General features: G+C 70.6%; 24 protein-coding genes. 14 read left to right on the forward strand and 10 right to left on the reverse strand.

What is annotated here, in order from left to right:
• The 7 genes from PPSIR1_RS50710 to PPSIR1_RS06945 all read left to right on the forward strand — a co-directional run.
• Positions 1-1,225: calcium-binding protein (locus PPSIR1_RS50710; RefSeq protein WP_006970292.1), on the forward strand; the 1,225-nt coding region annotated here is incomplete at its 5' end.
• 314 nt (positions 1,226-1,539) lie between these two features.
• Positions 1,540-1,830: a hypothetical protein gene (locus PPSIR1_RS47465; RefSeq protein WP_006970293.1), complete on the forward strand. Its 291-nt coding sequence runs from the start codon at positions 1,540-1,542 to the stop codon at positions 1,828-1,830.
• A gap of 65 nt (positions 1,831-1,895) precedes the next feature.
• A complete protein-coding gene (locus PPSIR1_RS47470) occupies positions 1,896-2,405 on the forward strand; it encodes an EXPERA domain-containing protein (protein ID WP_157595269.1) in 510 nt (169 codons plus the stop codon).
• Positions 2,406-2,445: 40 nt separating this feature from the next.
• On the forward strand, positions 2,446-3,729 hold the full coding sequence (locus tag PPSIR1_RS06930) for a DUF2330 domain-containing protein (RefSeq protein WP_045115536.1): 1,284 nt from the start codon (positions 2,446-2,448) through the stop codon (positions 3,727-3,729).
• Positions 3,726-4,412: an AgmX/PglI C-terminal domain-containing protein gene (locus PPSIR1_RS06935; RefSeq protein WP_157595270.1), complete on the forward strand. Its 687-nt coding sequence runs from the start codon at positions 3,726-3,728 to the stop codon at positions 4,410-4,412. The genes PPSIR1_RS06930 and PPSIR1_RS06935 overlap by 4 nt, the downstream gene beginning before the upstream one ends.
• A 78-nt stretch (positions 4,413-4,490) precedes the next feature.
• A complete protein-coding gene (locus PPSIR1_RS06940; RefSeq protein ID WP_006970297.1) occupies positions 4,491-4,724 on the forward strand; it encodes a hypothetical protein in 234 nt (77 codons plus the stop codon).
• A 164-nt stretch (positions 4,725-4,888) separates the two neighbouring features.
• On the forward strand, positions 4,889-5,416 hold the full coding sequence (locus PPSIR1_RS06945) for a hypothetical protein (RefSeq protein ID WP_006970298.1): 528 nt from the start codon (positions 4,889-4,891) through the stop codon (positions 5,414-5,416).
• 11 nt (positions 5,417-5,427) lie between these two features.
• Here PPSIR1_RS06945 and PPSIR1_RS06950 read toward each other — a convergent pair whose 3' ends face one another.
• From PPSIR1_RS06950 to PPSIR1_RS06970, 5 genes are read right to left on the reverse strand one after another with little or no spacing between them, the layout of a single operon-like run.
• Complete coding sequence (locus tag PPSIR1_RS06950) at positions 5,428-6,651, reverse strand: fatty acid desaturase family protein (protein WP_006970299.1); 1,224 nt, start codon at positions 6,649-6,651, stop codon at positions 5,428-5,430.
• On the reverse strand, positions 6,627-7,631 hold the full coding sequence (locus PPSIR1_RS06955) for an NAD-dependent epimerase/dehydratase family protein (RefSeq protein ID WP_045115551.1): 1,005 nt from the start codon (positions 7,629-7,631) through the stop codon (positions 6,627-6,629). The genes PPSIR1_RS06950 and PPSIR1_RS06955 overlap by 25 nt, the downstream gene beginning before the upstream one ends.
• Positions 7,628-9,388, reverse strand: coding sequence for a fatty acid CoA ligase family protein (locus PPSIR1_RS06960; RefSeq protein ID WP_006970301.1), 1,761 nt, complete (start codon positions 9,386-9,388; stop codon positions 7,628-7,630). The genes PPSIR1_RS06955 and PPSIR1_RS06960 overlap by 4 nt, the downstream gene beginning before the upstream one ends.
• Positions 9,385-10,353 (reverse strand): alpha/beta fold hydrolase, encoded by a 969-nt coding sequence (locus PPSIR1_RS06965; protein ID WP_006970302.1) that lies wholly within the window; start codon positions 10,351-10,353, stop codon positions 9,385-9,387. Before PPSIR1_RS06965 ends, PPSIR1_RS06960 begins: the two co-directional genes overlap by 4 nt.
• Positions 10,353-11,399 carry a 3-oxoacyl-ACP synthase III gene (locus PPSIR1_RS06970; protein ID WP_006970303.1) on the reverse strand — a complete coding sequence of 349 codons (1,047 nt, stop codon included), beginning with the start codon at positions 11,397-11,399 and terminating at the stop codon, positions 10,353-10,355. The genes PPSIR1_RS06965 and PPSIR1_RS06970 overlap by 1 nt, the downstream gene beginning before the upstream one ends.
• Positions 11,400-11,614: 215 nt before the next feature.
• On the opposite strand from PPSIR1_RS06970, the gene PPSIR1_RS06975 reads away from it, so the two are divergent.
• Together PPSIR1_RS06975 and PPSIR1_RS06980 are read left to right on the forward strand one after the other, a co-directional pair.
• Positions 11,615-12,226: a GIDE domain-containing protein gene (locus PPSIR1_RS06975; protein WP_157595271.1), complete on the forward strand. Its 612-nt coding sequence runs from the start codon at positions 11,615-11,617 to the stop codon at positions 12,224-12,226.
• 89 nt (positions 12,227-12,315) lie between these two features.
• Positions 12,316-13,566, forward strand: coding sequence for an alpha/beta hydrolase family protein (locus PPSIR1_RS06980; RefSeq protein ID WP_006970305.1), 1,251 nt, complete (start codon positions 12,316-12,318; stop codon positions 13,564-13,566).
• Positions 13,567-13,641: 75 nt separating this feature from the next.
• On the opposite strand, the gene PPSIR1_RS42020 is transcribed toward PPSIR1_RS06980, so the two are convergent.
• Positions 13,642-14,217 (reverse strand): SMI1/KNR4 family protein, encoded by a 576-nt coding sequence (locus tag PPSIR1_RS42020; RefSeq protein WP_006970306.1) that lies wholly within the window; start codon positions 14,215-14,217, stop codon positions 13,642-13,644.
• A gap of 69 nt (positions 14,218-14,286) precedes the next feature.
• On the opposite strand from PPSIR1_RS42020, the gene PPSIR1_RS06990 reads away from it, so the two are divergent.
• A complete protein-coding gene (locus PPSIR1_RS06990) occupies positions 14,287-15,789 on the forward strand; it encodes an acyl-CoA dehydrogenase family protein (RefSeq protein WP_045115537.1) in 1,503 nt (500 codons plus the stop codon).
• Between the two features lie 8 nt (positions 15,790-15,797).
• On the opposite strand, the gene PPSIR1_RS06995 is transcribed toward PPSIR1_RS06990, so the two are convergent.
• Together PPSIR1_RS06995 and PPSIR1_RS07000 are read right to left on the reverse strand one after the other, a co-directional pair.
• Entirely contained in the window at positions 15,798-16,715 is a 918-nt protein-coding gene (locus PPSIR1_RS06995; RefSeq protein ID WP_006970308.1) for a crotonase/enoyl-CoA hydratase family protein, read from the reverse strand.
• A 133-nt stretch (positions 16,716-16,848) separates the two neighbouring features.
• Positions 16,849-18,309, reverse strand: a complete 1,461-nt coding sequence (locus tag PPSIR1_RS07000; protein WP_006970309.1) for a lysophospholipid acyltransferase family protein — start codon at positions 18,307-18,309, stop codon at positions 16,849-16,851.
• A gap of 250 nt (positions 18,310-18,559) precedes the next feature.
• On the opposite strand from PPSIR1_RS07000, the gene lon reads away from it, so the two are divergent.
• Positions 18,560-20,971 carry an endopeptidase La gene (lon, locus tag PPSIR1_RS07005; protein WP_006970310.1) on the forward strand — a complete coding sequence of 804 codons (2,412 nt, stop codon included), beginning with the start codon at positions 18,560-18,562 and terminating at the stop codon, positions 20,969-20,971.
• Between the two features lie 117 nt (positions 20,972-21,088).
• On the opposite strand, the gene PPSIR1_RS07010 is transcribed toward lon, so the two are convergent.
• The gene (locus PPSIR1_RS07010; protein WP_157595272.1) at positions 21,089-21,571 is read right to left on the reverse strand and encodes a substrate binding domain-containing protein; all 483 of its coding nucleotides are present in this window, start codon (positions 21,569-21,571) and stop codon (positions 21,089-21,091) included.
• Positions 21,572-21,623: 52 nt separating this feature from the next.
• On the opposite strand from PPSIR1_RS07010, the gene PPSIR1_RS07015 reads away from it, so the two are divergent.
• The 3 genes from PPSIR1_RS07015 to PPSIR1_RS50050 all read left to right on the forward strand — a co-directional run bounded on the left by PPSIR1_RS07015 (position 21,624) and on the right by PPSIR1_RS50050 (position 23,962).
• Positions 21,624-22,958 (forward strand): sulfotransferase domain-containing protein, encoded by a 1,335-nt coding sequence (locus tag PPSIR1_RS07015; RefSeq protein ID WP_006970312.1) that lies wholly within the window; start codon positions 21,624-21,626, stop codon positions 22,956-22,958.
• 135 nt (positions 22,959-23,093) lie between these two features.
• Positions 23,094-23,642: a hypothetical protein gene (locus PPSIR1_RS50045; protein ID WP_006970313.1), complete on the forward strand. Its 549-nt coding sequence runs from the start codon at positions 23,094-23,096 to the stop codon at positions 23,640-23,642.
• The gene (locus PPSIR1_RS50050) at positions 23,609-23,962 is read left to right on the forward strand and encodes a hypothetical protein (RefSeq protein ID WP_232296442.1); all 354 of its coding nucleotides are present in this window, start codon (positions 23,609-23,611) and stop codon (positions 23,960-23,962) included. Before PPSIR1_RS50045 ends, PPSIR1_RS50050 begins: the two co-directional genes overlap by 34 nt.
• Here the strand turns inward: PPSIR1_RS50050 and PPSIR1_RS42025 are convergent.
• Positions 23,959-25,515: a LamG-like jellyroll fold domain-containing protein gene (locus PPSIR1_RS42025; RefSeq protein WP_006970315.1), complete on the reverse strand. Its 1,557-nt coding sequence runs from the start codon at positions 25,513-25,515 to the stop codon at positions 23,959-23,961. The two genes, PPSIR1_RS50050 and PPSIR1_RS42025, sit on opposite strands and share 4 nt — an antisense overlap.
• Between the last annotated feature and the right edge of the window lie 20 nt (positions 25,516-25,535).

Here is a 25,535-nt window from a genome sequence, read left to right on the forward strand (position 1 = left end):
GTCGGCTGAGACTGGGCCCGTGCTCCGTGTTCGCGCGCTCACCCCCTCGCTGACCCTCGCGCTCTTGGCGATCGGTCTGGCTGGCTGCTCCTTCGACGCCTCGGGCTCGGGCCAGACGGGCGCCGGTGATGGCGAGTCCGAGACCGCCAACGCCGACGAAGTCGGGGAGGACAGCGAGAGCAGCTCCGAGGGCAACGACGACACCACGGACTCGACCGACGCGGACACCACGGAGACAGAGACGGAGACGGAGACCGGGGAGACGGAGGCCGGGGACACCACGACCGGGGACACCACGGAGACCGGGACCGAGGAGACGACGGAGGAGAGCACCGAGGAGTCGACGGAGGAGAGCACCGAAGAGAGCACCGAAGAGGAGTCGACCACCGGCGAGCCCGACCCCAACTGCATGGGCATCCCCGACTGCGAGACCGTCGACGTGATCCCGATCGTGAACGACGAGGGCGATCCGCTCGAGGATCTCGAGCCGGACCTCGGGCCGTGGAGCGGCGTCGGCGGGGCCGAGATCATGGGCACCGACTCGGGCGAGAACCTCGTCGGCAGCAACGCCGCTGACACGATCTTCGGCCTCGCCGGCGCCGACACCATCAACGGCAACGGCGGCTCCGACTTGATCTGGGCCGGCTCGGGCCCCGACGACGTGTTCGGCGGCGACGGCAACGACAGGCTCATCGGCGGGGGCGGCGACGACGAGCTCAACGGGGAAAACGACGCGGACTGGATCTCGGGCCAGGCTGGCGTCGACACCATCGACGGCGGCGGCGGGGCCGACCTGCTCGAGGGCGACAGCGGCGACGACGTGATCAACGGGGGTCAGGACGCGGACTGGCTGTTCGGCGGCGACGACCTCGACACGCTAATCGGCGACGAGGGCGACGACCTGCTGTTCGGCGAGGCCGGAGACGACGACCTCCAAGGCGGCGGCGACTCGGACACCCTCGTCGGCGGGGGCGGCGACGACACCCTCGGCGGCGGGGCCGGCAGCGACTTCTACGTGTGGAGCAACGGCGAGGGCGACGACGAGATCACGGGCGAGACGAGCGGCTCGGACGTGCTGTGGATCGTCGGCTTTGGCCCTGACGACGTCATCCAGCTCAAGATCGGCGATGACCTGGTGGTTCAGCTGCCGACGGGCAGCGTGACCTTGGTGGGCTACTACAACGGCCAAAACGAGATCGAAGAGATTCGCACCGAATTTCTTTGATGCCCCCACAGGCGGTGGGGGACCGGGGACGCTTCGTCGCTGTCCGCTCCTCCGCTCTGGTCGTGGGGCAATGGGGTTCGTGCCTTCTAGGGCGCATGTGGTCGCCCCCGCAGGCGGGGGCGTGGTTTGGCGTGGTTTGGCGTGGTTGAGGGCTGGAGTGGCGTGGGCGGGGTATGGCGTGGGCAGGGTATGGCGTGGGCAGGGTTTGGTGGGGAGGGGGCGGCGTTGGAGGGGAAGGGCGTGGAGTGGCGTGGGAGCGGCGATTACCTGCGCAGGTAATCGCCAGGGCCCTCGTCTTCGCTCAGGTTTAGGGCATGAACAAAGCTGTCACCGTGCTCGCGTTCCTTGGGTTCACCGCCTACACGATCGCGGTCATCGTCGCGCATGGGATGCCAGACTTCTCGACCTTCGACCCGTGGAACTGGCAGGTGTTTGTCGACCTGTGCGCCGCAGCGTTGGCCTTTTTCTGGTTGGCGCTTCCGGAGGCGAAGCGCCTGGGCGTGCCGGCTTGGCCCTACGCGCTCCTCACTCCCGTGCTCGGGTCGATCGCGATCCTCGCCTATCTCGTTCACCGCGAGTTTGCGTTGGCCCGGCGTCCAGGTTGATCGAGTACCGCGTCGTGGGATCGGCGTCACGCCGCGGCTCCATCAAACACGCCACCATGGCGGCCATGGACTCCGCCGAAGCCGCCGAGGCGCCCCGCATCCCCCCGCTGCTCCAGCGCCCCCTCGACATCCTGCTCATCGTCTGCTTCGTCACCTTCGCGTTCACCTCGCTGGTGATGGAGATGTACGTGGTCTTCGACCTCGACCTGCACGCGCGCCCCAACGACCCCTTCGCCAAGGCCTGGCTGCTCTACGCGAGCTGGGATCCGCTGTTCTTCGACAACCCGATGTGGCTGCGGATCATGTGCGGCATCGATGCCTTCGTGTTCGGGCCTTTCTACCTGTTGCTGATCCCCGCGCTGGCCCGGGGCTGGAACGCCATCCGCGTCCCGGCCTTGCTCTACGTCTCGGCCATCGTCTACTCGACGGCGGTCTACTTCGGCTACGAGTTCATCGTCGAGGCGGGGCGAGCCAACTTGACCATGGTCGTGCTGGTCAACATCCCCTACACGCTGATGCCGCTGGTGCTCGGGTGGCGCATGCGCAAAGCTCGACCCTTCGACGTTGCGGCCTGACTGCCGGCCCGCTGATGGGCTTTTGTGTAGACTGGGCGCGATGCCTGCCCCGCTCTCGCGCCCCAGGTGGCCCGCGCTCGTCGGCGCTTCGCTCATCGTGCTCGGAGCCCTCGCGCTCCCGGCCGGACCCCTGGAGCCGGGCCAGGCGCGGGCTTGCGGGACCTTTCGCGGCCGGGGCGTGGATCCCGAGCGCACGCCCACGCCCAGCCGCGAGAAGGTGCTGCTGATCCACGACGCCGAGGCCGGGCGCGAGCACTTCGTGCGCGAGATCGCCTTTCGCCACGGCTCGGAGCCCTTCGGCTTCGTGGTCCCGACGCCCTCGCGGCCCGAGGTCGTCGGCATGGAGGGCACGCCCTTTGGCCTGCTGCGCCGGACCTTCCCCTTCGCCCCCACGCCGCGGGCGCAGCAGGGGGCCTTTGGGTATGGAGCCGGCCCGCAGTCGGGCGTGGACGTGCTCGACGTCGAGAAGGTCGGCAGCTTCACCGCCTTCGTGCTGGCGGCCTCGGACAGCGGCGCGCTCGGAGACTGGCTCGAAGACAACGACTTCGCGTCCACGCCCGAGACCCGCGCCTGGCTCGAGCACTACGTGCGCATGGGCTTTTACTACGTCGCGCTGCGCTACGAGCCGCCGCCGCTGCCCGCCCAGCCGGACGGGGGCGGGGAGGCCGAGAAGAAGTCCAAGCCGGCGGCGGGCGGGGGCAAGGGCGGCAAGAAGGGCAGCAAGACGAGCAGCCTCGCGGACCGGCAGCGCCAGCAGGCCGAGCGGGGCAAGCTCGCCTCCGAGGTCCTGCGCATCAGCTTCGACACGCCCGTCCCCTACTACCCCTACTTCGAGCCGACCCTACCCGCGGTGGCCCAGGTGGCCAACGCGGCCCAGCAGCGCGACGCCAGCGTGCGCGCTCGCTTGCTCGAGCTGTGGGTCGTGGGCCAGCGCCCGGTCGTGCCCGTGGCGACGGCGCGCGTCGACGGCGAGACGCGCTGGGTGCGACCCCTCGCCGAGGGGCAGCGAGCCAACGACGGCCGGGCGCGCTTCGAGCAGAGCCTCGGCCGCGCGCAGGTCGACGTCGCCAAGCTCGTCGACCTGCTGCCCGCGGGCGAGCTGGTCGTGCAGACCTTCCAAGATCAAAAGTCGGGGCGTGAGGGCTACGGCGACATCCTGTTCGCGCCGGCGGAGCTGAGCCCCCTCGACGAGGACGCGCGCGCAGCCCTCGAGCCGCTGCTCGGGGTCCTCGACCCGGCCCTGGTTCCGCCGCCGCCCAAGCCCAAACCGAAGCCCAAGCCCGACGTGCTGCGTGACGACACCGGCAAGCGGGTGGGCCCGTGACGCGCTGGAGCTCGCGCGTGGCGCTGGGGTTGCTGCTCGCCCTCGGGTGCGTCGCCCCGGAGGCGGAGCGGGTCGCCGCGGGCGGAGACGGGGTCGAGCCCGAGCGCGACGACGAGCCCCGCGAGGGCGCGGGCGAGGTGCCCATCGGTGGGCCGTCCCCGACCGGGGCGAAGGACGCGGACGAGAGCGAGCAGCTGGCGGGCATCGAGCTCGGACCCACGGGCCGCGAGGAGGACGTCCTGGCCCTGTTCGACCGGGGCTTGGCGAGCCAGCTCCCCGTGCGCGGGACCGACGAGGGGGCGACCCTCGACCTGCGATTGGGCGACAAGCTGGGCAAGGGCGAGACCAAGGCGCGCGCCAAGATCCGCCTGCTCGAGCCGACCATCGTCGGCTCCCTCGACGCCGCGATCATCAATCGGGTCGTGCGCGCGCACCTCAACGAGCTGCGCTACTGCTACGAGCTGGCCCTGCGCGAGGATCCACAGCTGCGCGGCGCGCTTCGCCTGGACTTCACCATCGACGCCGAGGGCAAGGTGTCGAAGGCGACGGTCGGCGAGGAGAACCTCGGCGACGAGACGGTGCTGAACTGCCTGGGTCGGCGGCCCAAGCACTGGCAGTTCCCCGAGCCGCGCGGCGGCGGCGAGGTCGAGGTCGGCTATCCGATCAAGCTGAGCCCGGGGTGAGCCCGCAGCTGGGCGGTCCTGCTAGTTTGGGGTGTCGACGCGGCGACATTGCCGGGGTAGCGTGGCCCTCGGTTCATCGTGAAGCACGTCACCAAGACCATCGCCCGCGCCGCCAACACCCGCATCGATCAGTGCAGCTGCGGCGCCATTCACATCACCGTCGGCGGGGTCACCATGCGGATCCGCGAGCAGGCCGCTCGCGAGCTCCGTGACATGCTCATCGCAGGCCTGCGCGCAGTCGATCAGAACACCACCAACGCGCCCATGCCCTTCCACATCGTCCCGCCGCCCGACGACCAGGACCTGCACTGACCAGCTGGCGCGAACTTCGCCACCGGACGCGCGGTCCCATGTTTCGGCGGGAGTCGAGCCCTGTGCACCACTGCACTGGTTGATCCAAAGCGCCCCACTACACTGCGTAGATGGAGCCACGTCGACGGTCGGATAGAGCGCAACTCCCCCTCCTCGCACTCGCCGTGCTGCTCGGCGCGACGGGCTGCACCCACCGGATCTGGCTGACCCAGGACCTGCGCGAGGACTACGAGCTCGGGGTCATCGACGGCGAGGTCGCCAGCGCGGACACGACCGCCAAGCACTCCGCCGCCGAGCTGCAGTACTTCATCGCCGACCGCGTCGTGCTTCAGCGCCAGGTCTCGGGCCGCTCCGACGACGTCGCCCGCGGGCGCATCCGGGTCCGCCAGGGCCGCTTCGTCGACACCGTGGTGATCCCCCGCGGGACCCCCGGCATCGCCGCCGTCGTCGAGACCGGCGCGCTGCAGATCAGCTTCGAGGAGGGCAGCGCCTTCACCTTCATGCCCAACGAGCGGACGGGCATCTACGAGCTGCAGACCGTCGAGGGCGAGGGCGAGTGGCCGACCATCGAGGTCGACGGGGAGTTCTACTGGGTGCAGCGGGGCGCGCGGGCGCAGCTGCGGGTGCGCCGGGAGGACCGGATGCAGCACTCCTTCCGACGCCGGGCCATGAAGGGGCGCCGGCTGGACTGAGCGAGGGGGCTCTACCCTTCTCGAGCCGACGCCCGGGTCGTATCGAGCACGGGCATGTCGACGTCGCCGACCATCACCGCGACGGTCTTCGCGACCCGCGTCCACACGCCCTCTTGCACGTAGGGCACGCCGTGGCGCTCGCACAGCTCGCGGACCTTGGGCTGCACGCGGCGGTACTGGAGCAGGGAGAGGTCGGGCCACAGGTGGTGCTCGATCTGGTAGTTGAGCCACCCGCTCATCAGGTCGACGGTGTCCGTGCCGCAGCGGTAGTTGGCGCTGCCGACGATCTGGCGCAGGTAGAACTCGCCGCGCCCGCGGGTCCGGCCCTCGAAGCGGTAGAGGTCGGCGCCGGCGTGGTTGGGCACGATGGTCACGAAGGCGTGGGTATTGGTCAGCGCCTCGGCGAGGGCCGAGTTGATCAGCACGCTGGCCACGGCCCACCAGCCCAGGGGCGCGAACAGGGCCGGGAGCACGAGGAAGTTGAGCAAAAAGTAGGGGCCCCACGAGCGCAGCCACAGCCTCATCGTGACCACGGGCAGGAAGCTCCACAGGCCGCGCTCGGACCAGCGGGCGCGCAGGGCCTCGGCCGGGTCGAGGGCGGGCCCGCCCGCGCGGCGCTGCTGGGCCCGGGCGAGGGCCTCGAGGGTGCTGGGCGCGTAGTAGACGTACTTCCAGCTCATCGCCATGAAGGGCACGAGGGCGCGCCGCAGCCAGCGGGGCAGCCTCGAGTCGCGCAGCCAGATCAGGTTGCGCTCGACCAGGTCAGGGTCGGCCTCCTCGTTGAGGCGGTAGTGGTGCTGGAGGTTGTGCTCCTCTCGCCAGGCGTCGGGGTCGATCCAGTCGAGCCAGTCGACGACCCGGCGCCAGCCCGCGGCGAAGCCCTTGCCGGTGCGCGAGCGGGGCGTGGCCTCGACGCCCTCGTAGCCGCGGTGGCACACGGGGTGGGCGACGCCGGTCCAGCGGACGAAGCGGCCGAGGGAGAGGGCGAAGATCGACAGGGGGTTGGGGGCGATCCAGCTGGTCGCCAGGCCGATCAGGCTCGCGGCGCGGCCGATCCGCTCGACCTTGCGCAGGTGTCGAAGGTCCGCCTCGCCCATGTCCGCGCGGGCCTCGGACGCGATCGCGTCGAGCTCGGCGGTGAAGGCCTCGACGTCGAGGCCGTCGAGGAAGCTCGGCGCAGGGCTGCGCCCGGGCGCATGGTCGCGCGGGTCTAGAGCGGGTTGTCGCGTACCCATGAGCGGAGCCGTTGCATGCCCTCGGCGTAGGACACCGCGGGCTCGTAGCCGAGCTCGCGGCGCGCCGCGGAGATGTCGTACCAGTGCGCCGTGGACATCTGGCTGACGACGAAGCGGGTGATGGGCGGCTCTCGACGGATCCGCAGCAGCTTCCACAGGCCCTCGATGACCGCCGCGGCGGCGCGCGCCTTGGCCGCGGAGATGGTCGCCTCGATGGGCGGCAGCCCGTTGATGTCGAGCAGGTCGTTGAGGAACTGCGGCCCGGGCATGGGCTCGCCCTGGGTGATGAAGTAGGCCTTGCCCGCGGGCGCGCGCTCGGGGTGCTCGGGGTCGAGGCGCTCGGCCGCGGCGATGTGGGCCGCGACGGCGTTGTCGATGTAGACCGTGTCGATGGGCTGGGGCTCGCCGATGAGCTTGACCCGGCCGGTGCGGGCCTTGGCGATCATCCGCGGCATCAGCGAGGTGTCCCCGGGGCCCCAGACCAGGTGAGGGCGGATCGCGGCGGTGACCAGCTCGGCGCCGTTGGCCGCGAGCACCTCGCGCTCGGCGATGGCCTTGGTCGCGGGGTAGTGGGCCTCGAAGTGGTCGGGGTAGGGCGCGGACTCGTCGACGCCGTCGACGGTCTCGCCCCCGTGCACGACGCTGGGCGTGCTCGTGTAGACGAGCTTGCGGGCCCCGGCGGCGCGGCAGGCCGCGAGCACGTTGCGCGTGCCCTCGACGTTGGTGGCGAAGAAGCGCTCGTAGGGGCCCCAGATGTCGACGAGGGCCGCGGCGTGGAAGACCGCGTCGCAGCCCGCGACGGCGGCCTCGAGCGCGGCGCGGTCCTGGACGTCGCCGCGCACCAGCTCGACGCCCCACTCGCGCAGGAAGGGATAGTCGCCGCGGCAAAAGCCGCGCACCTCGACGCCGCGATCGAGCAGCGCCCGGGCGATGGACTTGCCGACGAAGCCGCCAGCGCCGGTGATCAGCGCGCGCTTCATCGCAGCCGGGCCTCCGCCCACGCGCGCAGCTTGCCCCGGCCGATCTTGGCGTTGTGCCGGATGTCGACGGGGAAGCCCTTGGCGTCGTCGTAGCGCAGGTAGTGGCGGACCCGATCGAGGCCCAGCGCGGGGGCCAGGGTGCCCTCGGCGTACTCGGCCTGGTGCTTGGCGAGCTCGCGCAGCTCGGCCTCGACGGTGGACCAGGCCTGGGCGTCCTTGCGCGCGGGGTGGTCGGGCTCGAGCTCGACGCACAGCGCAGCCTCGACGGCGCCGCCGCGCTGGGGACCCACGAGGGCGCAGCGGTACACGGCCGGGTGGGTCTCGAACACCTTCTCCGCGGGCACGGTGAACAGCGTCGACGCGCCCGGCTCGGCGGCGTCGAGCACGACCCGGTGGCTCTTGCGGCCGCAAAACCAGATCCGGCCCTGCTCGTCGCGCCAGCCCACGTCGCCCATGCGGTGCCAGATCCGGCGGCCGTCGTCGCTCTGCTCGACGATCTTGGCCTTCGCGGTGTTGGCCTCGTCGTTGAAGTAGGACTCCGTGACCATGGGGCCGCACACGGTGATCTCGCCGACCTCGCCGCGTTCGAGCTCGAGGGCGGGCGACCACTCGGGCACGGGCTCGTCGCTGATCTGGATGATGCGGACCTCGATGCTGGGCACGGGGAAGCCCACGCACACCCCCGCGCCGACCTCGGTGTGCGGCCAGGTCTCGCCGCGGATGCTGCGGCAGGGCAGGCAGGCCACGGGCAGGGACTCGGTCGCGCCGTAGGGCGGGAACAGGTCGGCGGTCGCGGGGACCATGCCGTGCCACCGGGCCATGGTCGGCCCGGGCAAGGGCGCGCCAGCGGCGATGACCCGGCGCAGGCTCGGGAGCTTGGCGCCGTGGGCCTCGCCGTAGCGGCCCACGGTGTTGAGCAGCGCCGGCGAGCCGAACATGGTGGTCACGCCGAAGCGCTGGACGGGCTCGAGGATGTTGCGCGGATCGACCTGGGCGGGCTTGGTCGAGTCCATGTCCGGGAGCACGGTGGTCATGCCCAGGGCCGGATCGAACAGGGCGAAGAGCGGGAAGGTCGGCAGGTTGACCTCGCCGGGCTCGATGCCAAACATCTCGCGCAGGGACTCGACCTGGGCCACGAAGGTGCGGTGGCGGTAGACCACGCCCTTGGGCGGCCCGGTGCTGCCGCTGGTGAACAAGATGGCGGCGATCTCTTCGCCCCGGGTGGGCTCGGGGCGGTCGCCGGCGGCCAGCCGCTCGGCGCCGAGGGCCTCGACGCGCTCGAGCTTGGTGCCGCCCAGGCCCATGCCGCCCACGTGCACGCGCTGGCGGATCGTCGCGCGCCCCCAGCCGAACAGGACCCGGGCGACGTGGGCCTTGGGGATGCCGATGAAGGCCGTGGGCTCGGCCCGGGCGATGCAGCTCTGCAGGCCCTTGATGCCCAGGCCCGGATCGATCATCACCGGGACCACGCCGGCCTTGAACATCGCGAAGGTCAGGGCGAACAGCTCGGGGCTCGGCGGGACCATGAGCACGGCCCGGTGCCCGCGGGCGACGCCGACGGCGTGCAGGCCTGCGGCGATGCGATCGCTGCGCTCGTCGAGCTCGCGGTAGCTGACCTGGGTGTAGACCAGCTGGCCGTCTGCGTCGCGGCGCTTGGTCGGGAAGTAGATCGCCGTGGCGTCGGGCTGGGAGGCGGCCATGCGCGGGAGCATGTCGGCGACGGTCGCCGGGAGCTCCCCTGCACCCTCCGTGCTCACGGGGAGGCCTCCGCGGCGCTCGGGGCTGCTTTGTGGGCGCTGTCCTGAGCTGCGGTCGGTACCACGGCCGGCGCCATGAACTCGCGGACCAGCGCCTCGATCTCCTCCCCGGCGTCCTCGAGCACGTAGTGGCCGCAGTCTTCAAAGCGGTGCACGTCGGCGCTGGGCAGCTTGCGCTCCCAGACCTCGAGGAAGTGCTTGTCGAACACGAAGTCGCGCATGCCCCAGCAGATCAGCACGGGGTGGCTGTCGAACTTGGGCAGGGCCTCGCCGACCTCGGAGACGATGTCGAAGCCCGGATCCCGGGGCGCGAGGGGGATGTCCTGGACGAAGCGCAGCACGGCGCGGCGGTTGGCCCAGCTGTCGTAGGGGGCGATGAGGCCGTGGGCGACGGCGGGGTCGAGGGGGCGCCGGGTCACGCAGTAGCGGTTGGCCCCGCGGCTAAAGGCGTTGAAGCCCCGGACCAGCACCGTGCCCAGGCCCGTGCGCGTCAGCCGGAGCGTGCCGGGCATGGCCTTGGCCGGCGGCAGGCCGAAGGCCGCGGTGTTGAGCAGCACGATGCGATCGACCTCGGCCTCGTGGGCGTGGGCCCAGCCCATGCCGATCATCCCGCCCCAGTCGTGGACCATGAGGTGGATGGGTCCAGCCTCGGTCAGGCGCAGGTGGGCGATGAGCTTGCCCAGGTCCTCGATGCGCCGCCCGAGCCGGTAGGGGTAGCGGGCGTCGTCGGGCTTGTCGGACTTGCCGCAGCCCATGTGGTCGGGGGCGACGACGCGGAACTGAGGCGAGAGGGCCTTGATCAGCCGGCGCCAATAGAACGACCAGGTCGGGTTGCCGTGGACCATGACCACGACCGGCGCGCCCTCGCGGGGCCCCTCGTCGACGTAGTGCATGCGCAGGCCGGGCTCGACCTCGAAGTAGTGCTCGGCGAAGGGGTACAGCTGCTTGGAGACGGAGACCTGCATCACCACACCACCTCGGCCATGGCGCAGTTGAGGCCCGAGCCGATGCCCATCAGCCCGACCCGGTCGCCGCGGCCGAGCCGGCCCGAGCTCGCGGCCTTGGACAGGACCATGGGCACGCCCGCGGGCCCGACGTTGCCAAACTCGGGGTAGGTCGCCAGGAGCTTGGCGGGGTCGAGCTCGAAGGTCTCGCAGAACTTGTCGGTGTGCGTGCGGCTGACCTGGTGGATCACGCACTCGTCGAGGGCGCCCGGGGTCCAGCCGAACTCGCGCTGGGCCGCGCGCCAGGCCTCCTTGGCCACGCGCAGGCCGGCGGTCAGCAGCTCGGCCGAGTCCGTCTCCATGCGGTCGACCTGGCCGCGGCACAGGCCGCTGTGCTGGGTCGCGGCCACGATCACGCTGCCGAGGAACTGGTGGCTGTAGCCGCCCTCGGCCCGCTTCTCAGCCAGCGCCTGGGCCAGATCCGTGCGCGCCAGGACCATGGCGGCCGCGGTCCCGCCGAGGGTCAAGGTCGCGAAGTTCGACCAGAAGTCCTCGCGGGTCGAGTCGGGCGCGCTGAGCCGCTCGATGGTCTTGTCGATCACGTAGCGGCTGTCCTCGCCGTCGACGACGATGCCGTAGTCGAGCTGCCCGCGCTCGATCATGTTGCCGATGATGTCCATGCCGTTGATGAACCCGAGGCAGGCGTTGCCGACGTCGAAGTTGAGGCAGGTCGGGGGCAGGCCGAGCTTGCCGTGGACCAGGCAGGCCGTGGACGGCTCGACGAAGTCGCGGCACACGGAGGTGCTGATCAGCACGCCGATGCGCTCGGGGTCGACCCCGGACTCGGCGATGGCCCGGCGCGCCGCGAGGGTCGCCGCGTCCGAGGGGCTGACGCTCGCGGGCCACATCCGCCGGGCCTTGATGCCGGTGAGCGTCTCGAGGATCCCGGGGGGCAGGCCGAGGCGCTGCATGGGCGCGGCTAGTCGATTCTCGAGGTCCGTGGAGCTGACCCGGTAGGGGGCGTCGACGTGGGCGACGCTGCAGATCGAGACGTTGGCGAAGCGCATGCGGGACCGTGGCGGGCACCCTACTCTCGGGGGCGATGGGCGACAAACCCAGGCGCGCGAGGCTCGGCGCGGGCTGTCGCACATGGGCGAGGTCACCGTGAGGTGAACCCGCCTCGCACCCAAGGCGGCGCCGAGTCAATCTCGAGTCGACGGCCGCGTGGCTCCCCATCTGGGTCCCCACCGCCGAGCGGGTAGCTGCTAATCTGGCCGCGCCCGTGCAGTTCCTTGCCCTGTGTGCCGCGCTTGCCGTGTTCGCCCTGCTCTTGTATCGACTGCGCCGTTTTCTGTCCGGCGCACCGCGGGTCGCCATCGACAGCGTCCGTCCAGGCTGGGTCGAGGTCGCGGGCCAAGTGAAGGGCCTTCAGCGGGACGCCGGGGCGCTGTGCCGTGCGCCGATCTCCGGCCGCGAGGCCGTGGCCTGGCGCGTGCTGATCGAGCAGGAGACCGGGGTCCGCGGTTGGGAGCCGGTGGTCGATCTTCGCGACGGCGTCGACTTCGAGCTCGACGACGGCAGCGGCCGGATCCGAGTGTGCGCCGCGAGCTCGCCTTTGTCCCTCGACGTCGGCGAGCGCCGCGGCAAGGGGGGACCCTTCGCCCCGCCGCCGGCCATCGTCGAGCAGCTCATCGCCCGCCACCGAAACCCCCACGGCGTGCTCTTTCACAAGGGCTTTCGCTGGCGCGAGTGGGTCATCGAGGACGGGCGCCGGGTGAGGGTCAACGGGTGGGTCAAGGCGGTGCCGGGGGATCGGGCGGTCGGCTATCGCCGGGTCGACGACGAGCTCGTCCTCGCGGGCGCGGACAATCGACCCCTCGAAGTCATCGATTGATTCGGCGCGCGGACGCCGTGCTGGACGGCGGCGAGGCTCGTGTCTCGGACCTCTGCCCGGCGCGCGCGAGCTTTTGAGATACTCGGCCCATGATTCGAAGGTCTTGGTGTGGACTCGCGGCCCTGCTGCTGTGTGCGTGCCCCGCTGATGACGTCGCGCCGTCCGACGGCGGCGGGACGGAGGACGAAGTCGGCGAGAGCGAGACCACGGACGGGGAGAGCGAGGCCGGCGAGGAGGACACGGGCGGTCCGCCGCCAGCGCCCGCGGACGCGCCCGACGAGCTCGGCCCCGTCGCCGTCGGCTACACCCAGCTGACCGCCGTCGACCCCGAGCGCGACGATCGGACCCTGCTCGTCGACGTCTGGTACCCCGCCGGCGAGTTCGACGAGGGCGCCGCCGCGCCGGCGGGCTACCTGCTCGGCGGCCTGTTCACGCTGCCCTCGGAGGTCGCCTGGGCCGACGTGCCCGTGCGCGACGACCCCGAGCAGAGCCTGGTGATCTTCTCGCACGGCTATCGGGGCATCAGCACCCAGAGCTTCGAGCTGTGCGAGACCCTGGCCAGCCACGGCTTCATCGTCGTCGCCCCCGAGCACACCGGGAACTCGCAGGCCGACCCCTCGGACGACTTCGACACGGCCGCGGGTCACCGGGTCCTGGACGTGTCCTTCTTGCTCGACCTGTTCGAGGCCAAGGAGGCGGACGCCGAAGACATGTTCCACGGGCGCATCGGCGACGCGGGCTACGGCGTGGTCGGGCACTCCTTCGGTGGCATGACCTCCGTGGGCGCCGCCGCGGGCTGGGCCGGCGCGCCACCGGATCCGCGGGTCACCGCCATCGCCCCGATCTCGGCGGTCATCGACGGCGATCTGCAGTCGTCCCAGCGCAACAGCCCCAACGCGGGCTTCACCGCCGAGCAGCTGGCGAGCATCACCGTGCCGGTCATGCTGCTCGGCGGCACCGAGGACGTGGGCGTGCCCGTCGAGAACAACGCCCTGGCCTTCGAGGGCATGAGCGCCGCGTCCAGCGTGTATCGGGCCGACATCATCGGGGCCAACCACACCCACTTCTCCAACGTGTGCACCATCGGCGAGCTGCTCATCGCCATGGGCATCCCCAAGGAGATGTGGGAGGCGATCGGGGCGGGCGACCTCATCGGCCCCTACGACGCGACCTGTGGCCCCGAGGCCTTCCCCATCGAGGAGGCCGTCCGCCTGCAGAACCTCTACGTGGTCGCCTTCTTGCGCAGGCACATGCTGGGCGAGGCGGGCTACGATCACTACCTCTCGCCGGAGTACGCCGACACCGAGGCGGCGATCATCTACTGGGAGCGCGAGCGCTAAACGGCCGCGCTGGGAGCAGCTGTGGGAGCTCCCTCTCGACGAGGCGCGTGCGCTTCGACGTCGAGGTCCAGCGGACTAGTCGAACTCGATGAAGCCGGGCTCGGAGAAGCCGTAGGCCCCGTTGGCGAGGGCGCTCAGGTGCGCCCGGAGCATGTCCTCGAGCCCGCTCCAGCGGGCCAGGTAGGGCCCCTGGCCGTCCTGAAACTCCATCGCGATGATCTGACCCACGCGACCGTTGGGCCCGGGGGCGAGGTCGTAGCAGTACTCGTTGCCGCAGCCGTCCTGGGCCAGCGGCACCCACTGCGGCTGCCAGTAGGTCCGCGCCAGGCGGCCGTCGTCGAAGCGGCCGTCGCCCCAGCTCGTGACGTTGGCGAAGTGTCGGCTGAAGTCGATCTCCCGGGTCCCGCGAATGCCCTCGGCGATGCGCTTGGGGTCGTTGGCGCCGTAGTTGCCCATGAAGTTGAGGGCGTTGCGGTTGGTCTTCAGCCAGGTCTTCAGCTCGCCGGGGAGCTCGGCGCCGGCGGCCTCGGCGATCGCCGCGAGCTCATCGTCGGTGGCCGGCTCGAAGCACGACCAGCTCTCGAACACCGAGTCGGCGCCCGCGGTCTTCAAGGCCTCACGGTACTGCTCCAGCAAGTTGGCGATCGACATGGGCGCACCCTTCCTAGCCCGCCAAAGCGCCGGTGGTCAACGAGCCATGTTAAGCTGCTCGCGCGACTCATGAATGCCTCCAGACCCCCCTTTGACGAGTTCCTGAGTCGCTTCTCGAGGCGGATCCAACACCTCTTGCGCGAGCGCGAGGACCCCGACCGCCTGGGCCTCGAGCGCGGCATGCCGCCCTTCGTGCTGCGAGAGGTCCTCGCCGCCGATCCGCTCTCGGCCTTCATCCCGGTCGAACACGGCGGCCGCGGGACGAGCATCGAAGAGGGCGGGGCCGTGCTCGAGGCGATGGCCTACGAGTCCCTCGGGCTCGGCCTCATCCTCGGCATCAGCGGCCTGTTGTTTCTCCAGCCCTTCACCAAGTACGGCCAGGAGGCGGTCAAGGCCAAGGTCTACGAGGGCTTCTTGCGCGACCGCAAGCTCGGCGGCCTGATGCTCACGGAGCCGGGCCACGGCAGCGACGCGCTCAACATGCAGACCCGCTGGACCCTCGAGGACGGCGTCCACGAGCTCCGCGGCACGAAGCACTGGGCGGGGCTCACGGGCTGGGCGGATTATTGGCTTTTGTCGGCTCGCCGCGTCTACGAGGACGGAAGCCTCTCGCGGGACGTCGACTTGTTCATGTGCGACCTCGACGAGCCCGGCCAGCGGGTGATCGTCGAGGAGCGCTACAACAACCTCGGGCTGCACATGATCCCCTACGGCCGGAACCGGATCGAGGCGTCGATCCCCGCGGCGCAGCGCCTGACGCCGCGCACGACCGGGGTCAAGCTGCTCCTCGACCACCTCAACCGCAGCCGCATGCAAATGGTAGCGATGGCCATGGGCTTCCTGCGTCGCATGCTCGACGAGGCCACGGCCCACTGCCGCGCGCGCGAGGTCGGCGGTCAGTCGCTGCTCGGCTACGACCAGGTCCAGGCGCGCTTGGTCGAGATGCAGTCCGCGGTCACGGTGTGCACGGCGATGTCGGTGCACATGGCCGAGCACGCCGGCCTCGAGTTCAACCTGGCGGCGCGCGGCGTCGAAGCCAACGCGATGAAGAGCTGGGCCACGGACGCCATGCACGAGTCGGCGCAGTCGCTGCTCCAGCTGTGCGGGGCCATGGGCTATCGCTTCGACCACATCGCCGGGCGCTCTGTCGTGGACAGCCGCCCGTGGTCGATCGCCGAGGGCTCGAACGACATTCTCTACGACCAGATCGGCAACGCCTTCGTTCGTCAGATGCGGATCGCCAAGCAGCGCAAGCTCGGCGCCGTCATGGCCGGCGAAGCGCTCACGGCTCGGGCGAGCGAGCGCCTCGGGACCCTGCTCGACGTCGAGGTCGACGCTCCCCTGGCGCAGCGCGAGCAGGTTCAGCTCGGGCGCGTCGTCAGCCGGGTCATCGCCATGGAGATGACCCTCGAGCTGGGGGCGCGGGGCTACGCGGCGGACCTCATCGAGGCGAGCGTGGGCTGCCTGACCCGGGAGATCGCGGGGCTGCTGGCCGACTACGTCCGGGCCTCGCCGGGGCAGCAGGTCGACCTGGAGCGCGCCAGCGCCCCGTGGAGGGAGTTCCTGGGTTAGTCGGTGCGCTAGCCCTTGTGCGTCGAGGGCCCGAAGTCGCCGAAGGGATCGTCGCGCTCGTGCACGGCCTGCTTGAAGCCGACCTCGGCGGCCCGGCGGGCGAAGGCGTGGCCCTCGGCGGTGTGCCGGGCGACGCCGTCGAACACGGTGCCGAGGATCTGCGTGGTGTGCAGCCCCTGGGCCATGACGGTCTGGTTGAGCAGCAGCTTGTGCATGACCAGCTGGTTGATCGGCACCCGGGCGATGCGCTCGAGCAGGTTCTCAAAGCGCGCGTCGAGCTGGTCCGCGGGCGCGCTCTCGATGGCCAGGCCCCACTCGACGGCCTCCTTGCCCGAGAGGCAGTCGCCGGTGAACAGCAGGCGCTTGGCCTTCTCGAGGCCGACGCGGTGGACCCACAGCGAGCTCGTGGGCACGCCCCAGACCCGCGCCGGCGGGTAGCCGATCTTGGCGTCGTCCTCGATGACCAGCAGGTCCGAGCACAGCGCCATGTCGGTCCCGCCGGCGACGCAAAAGCCGTGGACCTTGCAGACCACGGGCTTGTCGCTGTGGAACAGGCTCATGAAGCCGCGGACGTTGCGGCTCATCATCGCGTAGTCGACGGTCGGGTCCCAGTCGCCGCCGGGCTGGTGGTTGGTGGCGATCACGGCGGGGTCGAGGGGTGAGCCCGCGAGCGAGGCGTCGCCGAACTCTTCCATGCCGTGGATGCCCTCGGCGGAGGCGACCAGATCGTAGCCGCCGCAAAAGCCCTTCCCGGCCCCGGACAGGGCGATCACGTGGACGCTCGGGTCGAGGTTGGCCCGCTCGACGCACGCGGCGAGCTCGCGCGGCATGGCCATGGTGATGCCGTTCCCCCGCTCTGGGCGGTCGAGGGTGATGCGGGCGATCCGTCCGTCGACGGCGTAGGTCATGGTGCTGAGCTCGGCCATGGACCGGAGTCTGCCCGAGAAATCGCGCCTCGGGTCGGGCCCGTCTCCGCGAGTTCGCTTCGAGCAGCGTGAGGATCTCGGCGAGGCTCCGCTCGCGGGCGAAGTCGAAGGCGTCCTTGCCCTGCGGCTCCGGTCACGCTGCGTGCTGCGCTTCGCCTTCGGGCTCGTCGAGCTGGGCGAGGTAGGTCTGGCGGAGCCGGGCGAGCTCGCGCTGGAGCCGGCGTCGCTCCCCGCGGAGCCGGGCGAAGCGTCGGCGCTGACGCAGGCGCCGGAGGTTGCTGCGCAGGCCAAAGCGATACAGGCGAAGATCGATGGCGTAGCGGTGGGCGAAGATCGCCACGGGCAGCAGCGCCGCGCCCACGCCGACCGCCGGCCACAGCCCCGCGAAGCTGAACACCGCGTAGCTCAGCAGCGCGAACCATCCGAAGAACAGGGCGGTCCCGCCGAGCAGCTTGGTCAGGGCCACGCGGTAGGCGGTAGGGCGCGTCAGCAGCAAGAGCACGCGCAGCAGCAGGTAGGGGACGATGGCCGCGACGGCGCCGACGAGGGCCAGGGGGGCGCCGAGGATGAGCCCGAGGGGGCCAAAGAGCGAGCGGTCTTCCCGGCCCAGGCGCGAGGCGTGGGCCTCTCCGCGCTTTTGCAGCGCGGTCTCGACCCGGCCCAGACCCAGGCGTCGGCGCTCGTCGGTGTAGGCGACGACGCGCTCGCGCAGCCGGGCGCAGCGGACCGGGTCCCCGTCCTCGAGCCAGCGGTAGGCGTCGATGATGCGCTGGACCAAGGCGGTGCGCTCCGCCGGGGATTGGCCGTTGGCGTCGAGGCCCTCGGCCTGGCGGATGTCGACGATCAGCGCGGTGACCTGGGCGATGAGCCGCTCGTCGTCCTCGTGCTCGACGTGCACGGCGAGGTCGCGGATCGACTCGCCCATGCGCTCGGTCAGGGCGCGGACGTGGGTCTGGGGATCGCTGTTGGGGGTCTGGAGCTCGCGCAGGGCCGCGCGCACGGGGATGGGCGGGCCAAAGGCGACGTGCACGTCGCTGCGGAAGGCCTCGCGGACCAGGTAGTTGAGGCCCACGGGGACGATGTGCAGCTCGGGCAGCTCCGCCTCGGAGTAGGCCTGGATCGTGTCGATGGCGATGCGGACCGTGCCGGTCTTCATGGGCTCGACGCGCAGCCGGGCGTGGGTCTTGCCCTCCGGGAAGATCGAGATGACCCCGCCGCGGACGAGCACGGCCCGGCACTCGGCGAATGCCGCGTCGTTGTCGACGGCGCCGCCTTTGTGGTCGCTGCGACGGCGGATCGGCACGGCCCCGACGGCGCGCAGCAGCGCCCCGAAGCCCGGCACGCGGAACAGCCCGTCGCGGGCGCAGAAGGTGACCTGGCGCCGCTCCGAGAGGCCCACGAGCACGGGGTCGACGATCGAGTTGGGGTGCGTCGAGGCGAGGATCGTCGGGACCTTCGCGTCGATGTGCTCGAGGCCGGTGACCTCGATGTGGCGGTAGAACAGGCCCAGGCCCGTGCGCGCCACGGCTCGCAGGCCGCGGTAGACCAGGCTCGGGGCTGCGCCCGCGTTGCCCGAGTCCCCAGCTTCGACCATTCCACGACGATACACGCCCCGAGCGCCGCGCGGGGAACTCTCCCAATCTTGGTCACTCTCGCCCGCTCTCGGGCCCACGACAGAACTGTCCCGTGGCTCGGCCAGGCGCCAACCCAGGTGGGGAGGCGGCCGGGACGCTCGATGCAACAACCCGCCCATTTGGCCCAGGAAAGCCCGAAAACGGGATTTTGACCCCGTTGACCCTCCCGAGGCCGACCTTAGCTTCGCCAAACCTTCCCAGGAGCGAAGCATGAGCGACAAGCAAACTCAGGTGTACCCACTGCTGCCCCTTCGCCGCGGCATCCTCTACCCCGGCTCGGTCTCGACCCTGCCCGTGGGGCGCAAGCGGTCCCTGGCCCTCGTCGAGGCCGCGCGCGCTGGCGACACCATCGTCATCGCGTCTCAGCACGACCCCAGCACGGAGCGCCCGGCGCTGGCGGACATTCAACCCGTGGCGGTGTTGGCGAAGATCCACCGCATCGGGCGCAACAAGGCGGGCAACGCCCGGCTGGTCGTCGAGACCCTCGAGCGCGTGAAGATCGACGCGCTCGAGACCAGCGACCCCTACCTCCAGGCCCGGGTGCACGCGACGCCTGACGAGAACGCCCAGTCGACGGAGGCCAAGATCCTGGCCGAGTCGCTGCGCGAGCACATCCGCGAGCTCGCCGGCGAGGCGGGGGGCGGCCTGGTCGAGGCGGTGTCCAAGGACATGCGCCCCAGCGAGTTCGCCGACGCCGTCGCGTCCAACCTGCCGCTGACCCGCGAGGCGGGCTTCGAGGTGCTGGTCACCGTCGACGTCCCCGAGCGCCTGCGCCTGGTCGCGCGCTACGTCAACGAGGCCCGCGAGACCCAGGAGATGCGCCAGAAGATCGACGAGGAGGTGCGCAAGCGCCTCGGCAAGCAGCAGCGCGACCACATCCTGCGCGAGCGCATGAAGGCCATCCAGAGCGAGCTCGGCGACGGCAACGGCGAGGACGAGGACGAGGTCGCCAAGCTGCGCGCCAAGTTCGAGGGCATCGAGCTGCCCGAAGAGGCCGCCAAGGTGGTCGAGCGCGAGCTCAAGCGCCTGACCAAGCTCAACCCCGCGCACCCCGAGTTCAACGTCGCGCGGACCTACCTCGAGACCCTGTCCGAGCTGCCCTGGGACACGCGGGCCGAGGCCGTCGACGACCTCGACGCCGTGGCCAAGCAGCTCGACGACGACCACTACGGCCTCGACGAGGTCAAGGAGCGGATCCTCGAGCACATGGCCGTGCTCAAGCTGAGCAAGGGCAGCAAGGGCACCATCTTGTGCCTCGCGGGCCCTCCCGGCGTGGGCAAGACCTCCCTGGGTCGGTCCATCGCCGAGGCCACCAACCGCCCCTTCGTGCGCATCGCCCTGGGCGGCGTGCGGGACGAGGCCGAGATCCGCGGCCACCGGCGGACCTACATCGGGGCCCTGCCCGGGCGCATCATCAACGCGGTCCGCAAGTCGGGCGTCAAGAACCCGGTCATGCTCCTCGACGAGGTCGACAAGCTCAGCCAGGGCTTCAGCGGCTCCCCCGAGGCGGCGCTGCTCGAGCTCCTCGACCCCGAGCAAAACGACACCTTCACGGACCACTACCTCGAGCTGCCCTTCGACATGTCCGAGGTGATGTTCGTGGTCACGGCCAACGATCTGAGCCGGATGTCCGCGCCCCTGCGCGACCGCCTCGAGATCGTCCAGCTCAGCGGCTACACCCCCGAGGAGAAGCTCGAGATCGCCCGGGACCACCTGCTCCCGCGCCAGCTCGACGAGAACGCCCTCGAGCCGGGGACCATGCTCCTCGAGGACGAGGCCCTGCGCCAGGTGATCACCGACTACACCCGCGAGGCCGGCGTCCGCCAGCTCGGGCGCGAGATCGGTCGCCTGGCTCGGGCGGTGGCCCTCAAGGTCGCGCGGCGCTCCCCCGAGGCCGAGGCCGACGCGGAGGCCATCCACATCGAGGCCGAGGAGCTCGAGGACTACCTGGGCAAGCGGCGCTTCTTCAACGAGGTCGCCGAGCGCACGGCGGTCCCGGGCGTGGCCACGGGCTTGGCGTGGACGCCGGTCGGCGGCGACATCCTGTTCATCGAGACCTCGCAGATGCCGGGCAAGGGCGCCCTGCAGATCACCGGGCAGCTCGGGGACGTGATGAAGGAGTCGGCGCGCGCGGCCTTGACCTACGTGCGCAGCAACGCCGAGTCCCTCGAGGTCGACCCCAACTTCCTCGACGGTCGTGACGTGCACATCCACGTCCCGGCGGGGGCGGTGCCCAAGGACGGGCCGTCGGCGGGCGTCACCATCTTCACGGCGCTGACCTCCCTGCTCACGGGTCGGCGGGTCCGCAGCGACACGGCGATGACCGGCGAGTGCACCTTGCGCGGCCGCGTGCTGCCCGTGGGCGGCATCAAGGCCAAGGTGCTCGCCGCTCACCGGGCCGGGATCACCCGGGTGATCCTCCCGCACCGCAACGCCCGCGACGTCGACGACGTCCCCGAGGAGGTGCGCTCGACCATGGAGTTCGTCTTCGCCGAGGACATGCAGACCGTGCTCGAGGCCGCCCTCGAGACCAGCACCGAGGCGGAGCTCGGCGCGGACCAGTCGCTGACCTCCCTGGGCATCGTCGACCACGGCGCGGGAGGGAGCGTGCCTTTGAGCTGAGCGGCGCTACGCTGTAGAGCGAGAGCGAAGGAGCGAGCCCCTCTTCGACGTCCCAGGCCAGCCACCGCGGTGGCCGGTCTGGGGGTCGGGGAGGGGCCTCGCCTTTTGGTCGTGCCGTTAGCGGGAGAGGGCCCGCCGCATGCTGGTCACGAGCGCGGTGAGGACGGGCGAGCCGCGATCGCGGGCGCGGTAGACCGCGAACAGGTCGATGGTCGGGGCCTCGAAGTGGGGGAGCACGAGCTCGAGGCGTTCGTCGGCGAGGGCCTCGCGCGCCAACCAGCGGGGCACCAGCGCGATACCCAGACCGGCGAGGGCGCCGCGAAAGTTGGCCAGCAAGGTCGTCGAGCGCAGCCGCCCGCGGACGCCGACGGTGTACTCGCGCTCGCCCCGGGTCAGGCGCCACAGGTGGTCGGGGCCGCGGGCGGTCAAGGTCACGATCGCCTCGTGCTCGGCCAGGTCCGCGGGCTGCTCGGGGCGGCCGAAGGCGTCGAGGTAGTCCGGCGAGGCCACGAGCACCCGGGCGACGCGGCCGAGCCATCGAGCTACCTTCGAGGACTGGGCCGTCGAGCCCGGGGGCTTTGGGCCCAACGGCCTCGACATCGACGGCGAGCTGCTGTGGGTCAGCCACACCGACAAGGGGGCGATCTACCGCGTGCCGATCGTCGACGAGGCGCCGGGGGACATCGTCGAGCTCGAGCTCGACCGCGTCCCGGCGGGCGTCGACGGGCTCGAGGTCGACGTCAACGGGGACATCGTGTTCGTCGAAGGCTACGCCGACCAGCTCACCCGCATCGAGGTCGACGGCGACAGCGGGCAGCTGACCACCCTCTCGCTCGGGGTCCTCGACGGGCCGACGACCTTCGCCTTCTCCGGGGCCGCGGGGCGTGGATCGTCGAGGGCCAGCTCCCCCACCTCCTCGACCCGACTCTGGGCCCGCCGAACTTGCCCTTCCAGGCCGTGTTCCGCGAGCTGTGATTTCGAGCGGCTCGCCAGTGTCCGCTGGGAGGGCGGGCCGCGCTATGTATGGGCGATGGCGACCGAGCCCGAGATCCCGCGGATCCTCCAGCACAAGCTGCTCAACCCCATGCTGCCCATGGTCGCCGCGTTGAAGGTCGCGGCGCGTGTTGGCAAGGGCGCCAGCGTGCTGCGCTTCATGAGCAAGGCGATGTTCCTGCCCAAGCGCTGCCGCGCGATCGATCGCTACGGCGCCTCAGAGGGTGACGTCTACGTCGCCGTGTTCCCCAAGAGCGGGACGAACTGGACCCTGCAGCTGTGTGTCCAGGCCGCGCACTACGGCGAGGTCGAGTTCAGCCACATCCTCGAATTCCTGCCCTGGCCCGAGGCGCCCATGCCCGGGATCCCGCGCCTGGACCGACCCGGACCGTGGCGAGATGCGCCCACCGGGCTGCGCATCATCAAGACGCACCTGGGCTTCGAGGGCCTCCCCCAGGATCCGGGGGCGCGCTACGTCTGCATGATCCGCGACCCCAAGGAGGTGTGCGTGTCGGCCTACTACTTCATCACCAAACTGTTCGATGTTCGAGAGCGCATCTCGCCGCGCAAGTGGGTCGAGATGTGGTTCGAGCCCGGTCTCTACGGGGAGGGCTGGGCCGAGCACGCGGCGGGTTTTTGGGCTGCGCGCGAGCGCCCCAACGTGTTCGTGTGCACCTACACCGAGGCCAAGGCAGACCTGCGCGCCCACGCACAGCGCCTCGTCGATTTCCTCGGCGTGAGCCTCGAGCCGGCGCAGTTCGACGCCGTGGTCGAGCGCGCGTCCTTGCCCTACATGAAAGCCCACGAGCTGCAGTTTGCACCTCCGCGCATGCCCTTGACCCCGGAGCGAGGGGTGATGATCCGGCGCGGGGAGGCGGGCAAGTCGGGGGAGATGCTGACGGCGCAGGAGCAGGCGCGCATCGACGAGCATGCCCGGGCCGAGCTCCGCCGACTCGGCTCGGACCTGCCCTACGACGCGCTCTTTGGCGGCTGAGACGGAGGACAGCTGGCCAGGCTACGGGCCAGCTCTCTCCCTGCGCTGCAAGGCAGATGCGCCAGGGCCGAAGAGGGAGCGATGCCTGGTGCACTTCATCAAGGAATCCTCGCCCTCTTTCGTGACGACCCGTGGATGGCCTTCGCAATCGCTCGACTCGAGCGCCCTCCGGGCCTCGAGGCGCTCCTCGATCGACACGCGGCGCTCGACGCCTTCGACGTCGATCTGGCCCGGCGACAGCTCTTGCCCGATCTCGTATTGGTCGCGGACGGGGAGCGGCGCGCGGGACGTGGGAGGGGCCTGGTCCTCACCGTCGAGGTCCAGAGCCGCACGAACGAGGAAAAGCGCTGGCGAATCCCGCACTATCAGGCCGCCCTGGCCGACGAGCACGCGCGCGAGACCTGGGTCGTGGTGGTGTCCTTTTGCGCCGCGGTGTCCCGACAGCTGGCAGCCTGGGCCGAGGCCGGGCCGCCGCGCTTCGAGGTGATCGTGCTCGACGCGGCTCGGGTGCCGGTGGGCTACGACATGGTCAAAGCCTCGGCGAGGCCCAGCGCAGCTGTGCTGGGGGCAGCCTTGCACGCTTGCCGGGGCGACCTCGACGCTGCGCGCTGGGGCCTCAAGTGGTGTCGCGGCTGCCCGCCACGCGGCGCATGCGTGACGCGACCACGATTCTGGCCGCGGTAGACAAGAGTATGCGCCTCACGCTGATTCAAGAGTTTCCCTTCGCGCCGGACGACGATCGCCTCATGGAGATCGAGCGCCGGAGCGGGACCTATCACCTCGGTCGAGACGAAGGCCTCGAAGAGGGGCTGGAAAAGGGCCGCTGCCAAGTGCTCAAGACCATGGTGCTGGCCCTCCTCGAGGTTCGGGGAGTCCCTCTGTCCGAGGCAGAGCGCGCTCGCGTAGACGAGGAGACGCGCGTCGAAGAGCTCGAGCGATGGGCCGAGCTCGCGCGTACGGCCGCGCGAGCGGGAGCTCTGTTCGAGCGTTTACCGCCCGGCTAGAGGTAGCCGAGCTGCAGCTGGATCCCGGTGGTGTTGGTCTCCAGGTTGACGCCACAGGGGGCGGGCGTGCTCCAGCCGCAGTGGCCGCCGCCGGTGATCTCGACGACCTGTCCATCGTTCGAGAACTCCGCCATCCCGGCCGGCATCCAGCCACACTGGAGGAACTCGTGGTCGACGAAGAAGGGCGTGCCGGTCAGGTCGATGTTGGCCACGCCGTTGGCGAGGTTCACTTGCTGGCAGCCCATGGCGATGCCGAGGAACATCTCGCTGACCGGGATCATGTTGTGGAACAACATGCCCGAGGAGCTGGCGAAGGTGCGATCGTCGATGTCGACCTGTAGGGTCTCGGGGTCGACGCGCAGGCCCATGTAGTTGGTGCGCACGCTGGTGTCGCCGCCCTGGCCCGCCGAGACGGTGTACTGGCCGAAGTTGTAGTCGCCGCCCGTGTTGACGAGGGGGATGTACTCCCGGGGAACGCCGGGCATGTCGACGCAGTCGACCTCCCAGGGCTGGTCGAGGTCGCCCTCGTAGAACAGGGTGTAGAGGCCGTCGAAGAGGTTGGGGTCGGCCTCCTTGAAGTCGGCGCAGCTGGTCGGGATTTTACAGGTGCTCAGGCAGCCGTCGTCCTCGACGCCGTTGCCGTCGTCGCAGTCCTCGCCGTCGTCGATGACCCCGTTGCCGCAGGGCAGGGGCGGGGGCGTGGGGTCGCCGGGGCAGGTCATGGCCCAGGTCGCCATGCCGTGGATCGTGTCGTCGACGCCCACGCCCTCGTCCCAGGTCATGTCCCCGCTCCCTTCCTGGAAGTGCCACAGGCGCAGGGTCTCGGCGTCGTTCTCGAACAGCTCGGGAGGCGTGAAGTTCTCGGTGTAGCGGGCACCCTCGGAGATGCGCAGGGAGTGGATCTCGCCGTGGTAGAATTTGTCGTTGCTGCGGTTGGCGATGGTCATCGGCTTGTCCGCGACCTCGTAGCCGAGGGGTTGCATCGAGCTCAGGATGCCGCCCGCGCCCGCGCGCACGCCGACGCCATCGTAGATGGCCACGACGTGGTGCCAGCCGTCCCGGGAGAAGGGCAGGCTCCAGGTCGCGGTGGTGTTGGTGCTGCCGTCGCCGAGATCGAAGCGCAGCTGGCTCCCCGAGAGGCTGAACTGGAAGCCGCCGTTGAGGGATTTTTGCGCGACGATGTAGGCGCTCTCGTTGGCCTGCGGCCGGATCCAGGCTTCGATGGTGAAGGTCGTCGCGCTGAGGCCCTCGACCTCGAGGTAGTCGTCGGAGCCGTCGAAGAACAGCGAAGTGCAGGGGTCTTCGCCGCCCCCGGTGGTCGTGGTGTCGGTGGTGTCGGTCGTGTCCGTGGTGTCGGTCGTATCCGTCGTGGTGTCGGTCGTATCCGTCGTGGTGCCGTCCGTATCCGTCGTGGTGTCGTCCGTCGTGGTGTCGTCCGTCGTGGTGTCGTCGGTCTCCGAGGTCTCGGTGTCCGCGGGGCTGTCTTCGACGGGGCACCCAACAACGAGGGGCAGCGTCGAGAGGATGGTGAGTCGGAGCTTTGGGCTGCGCATGACGCCGACGAGGTGTCGAG

Origin of the sequence: Plesiocystis pacifica SIR-1 (assembly GCF_000170895.1) — a bacterium.
GTDB classification, from domain to species: domain Bacteria; phylum Myxococcota_A; class Polyangia; order Nannocystales; family Nannocystaceae; genus Plesiocystis; species Plesiocystis pacifica.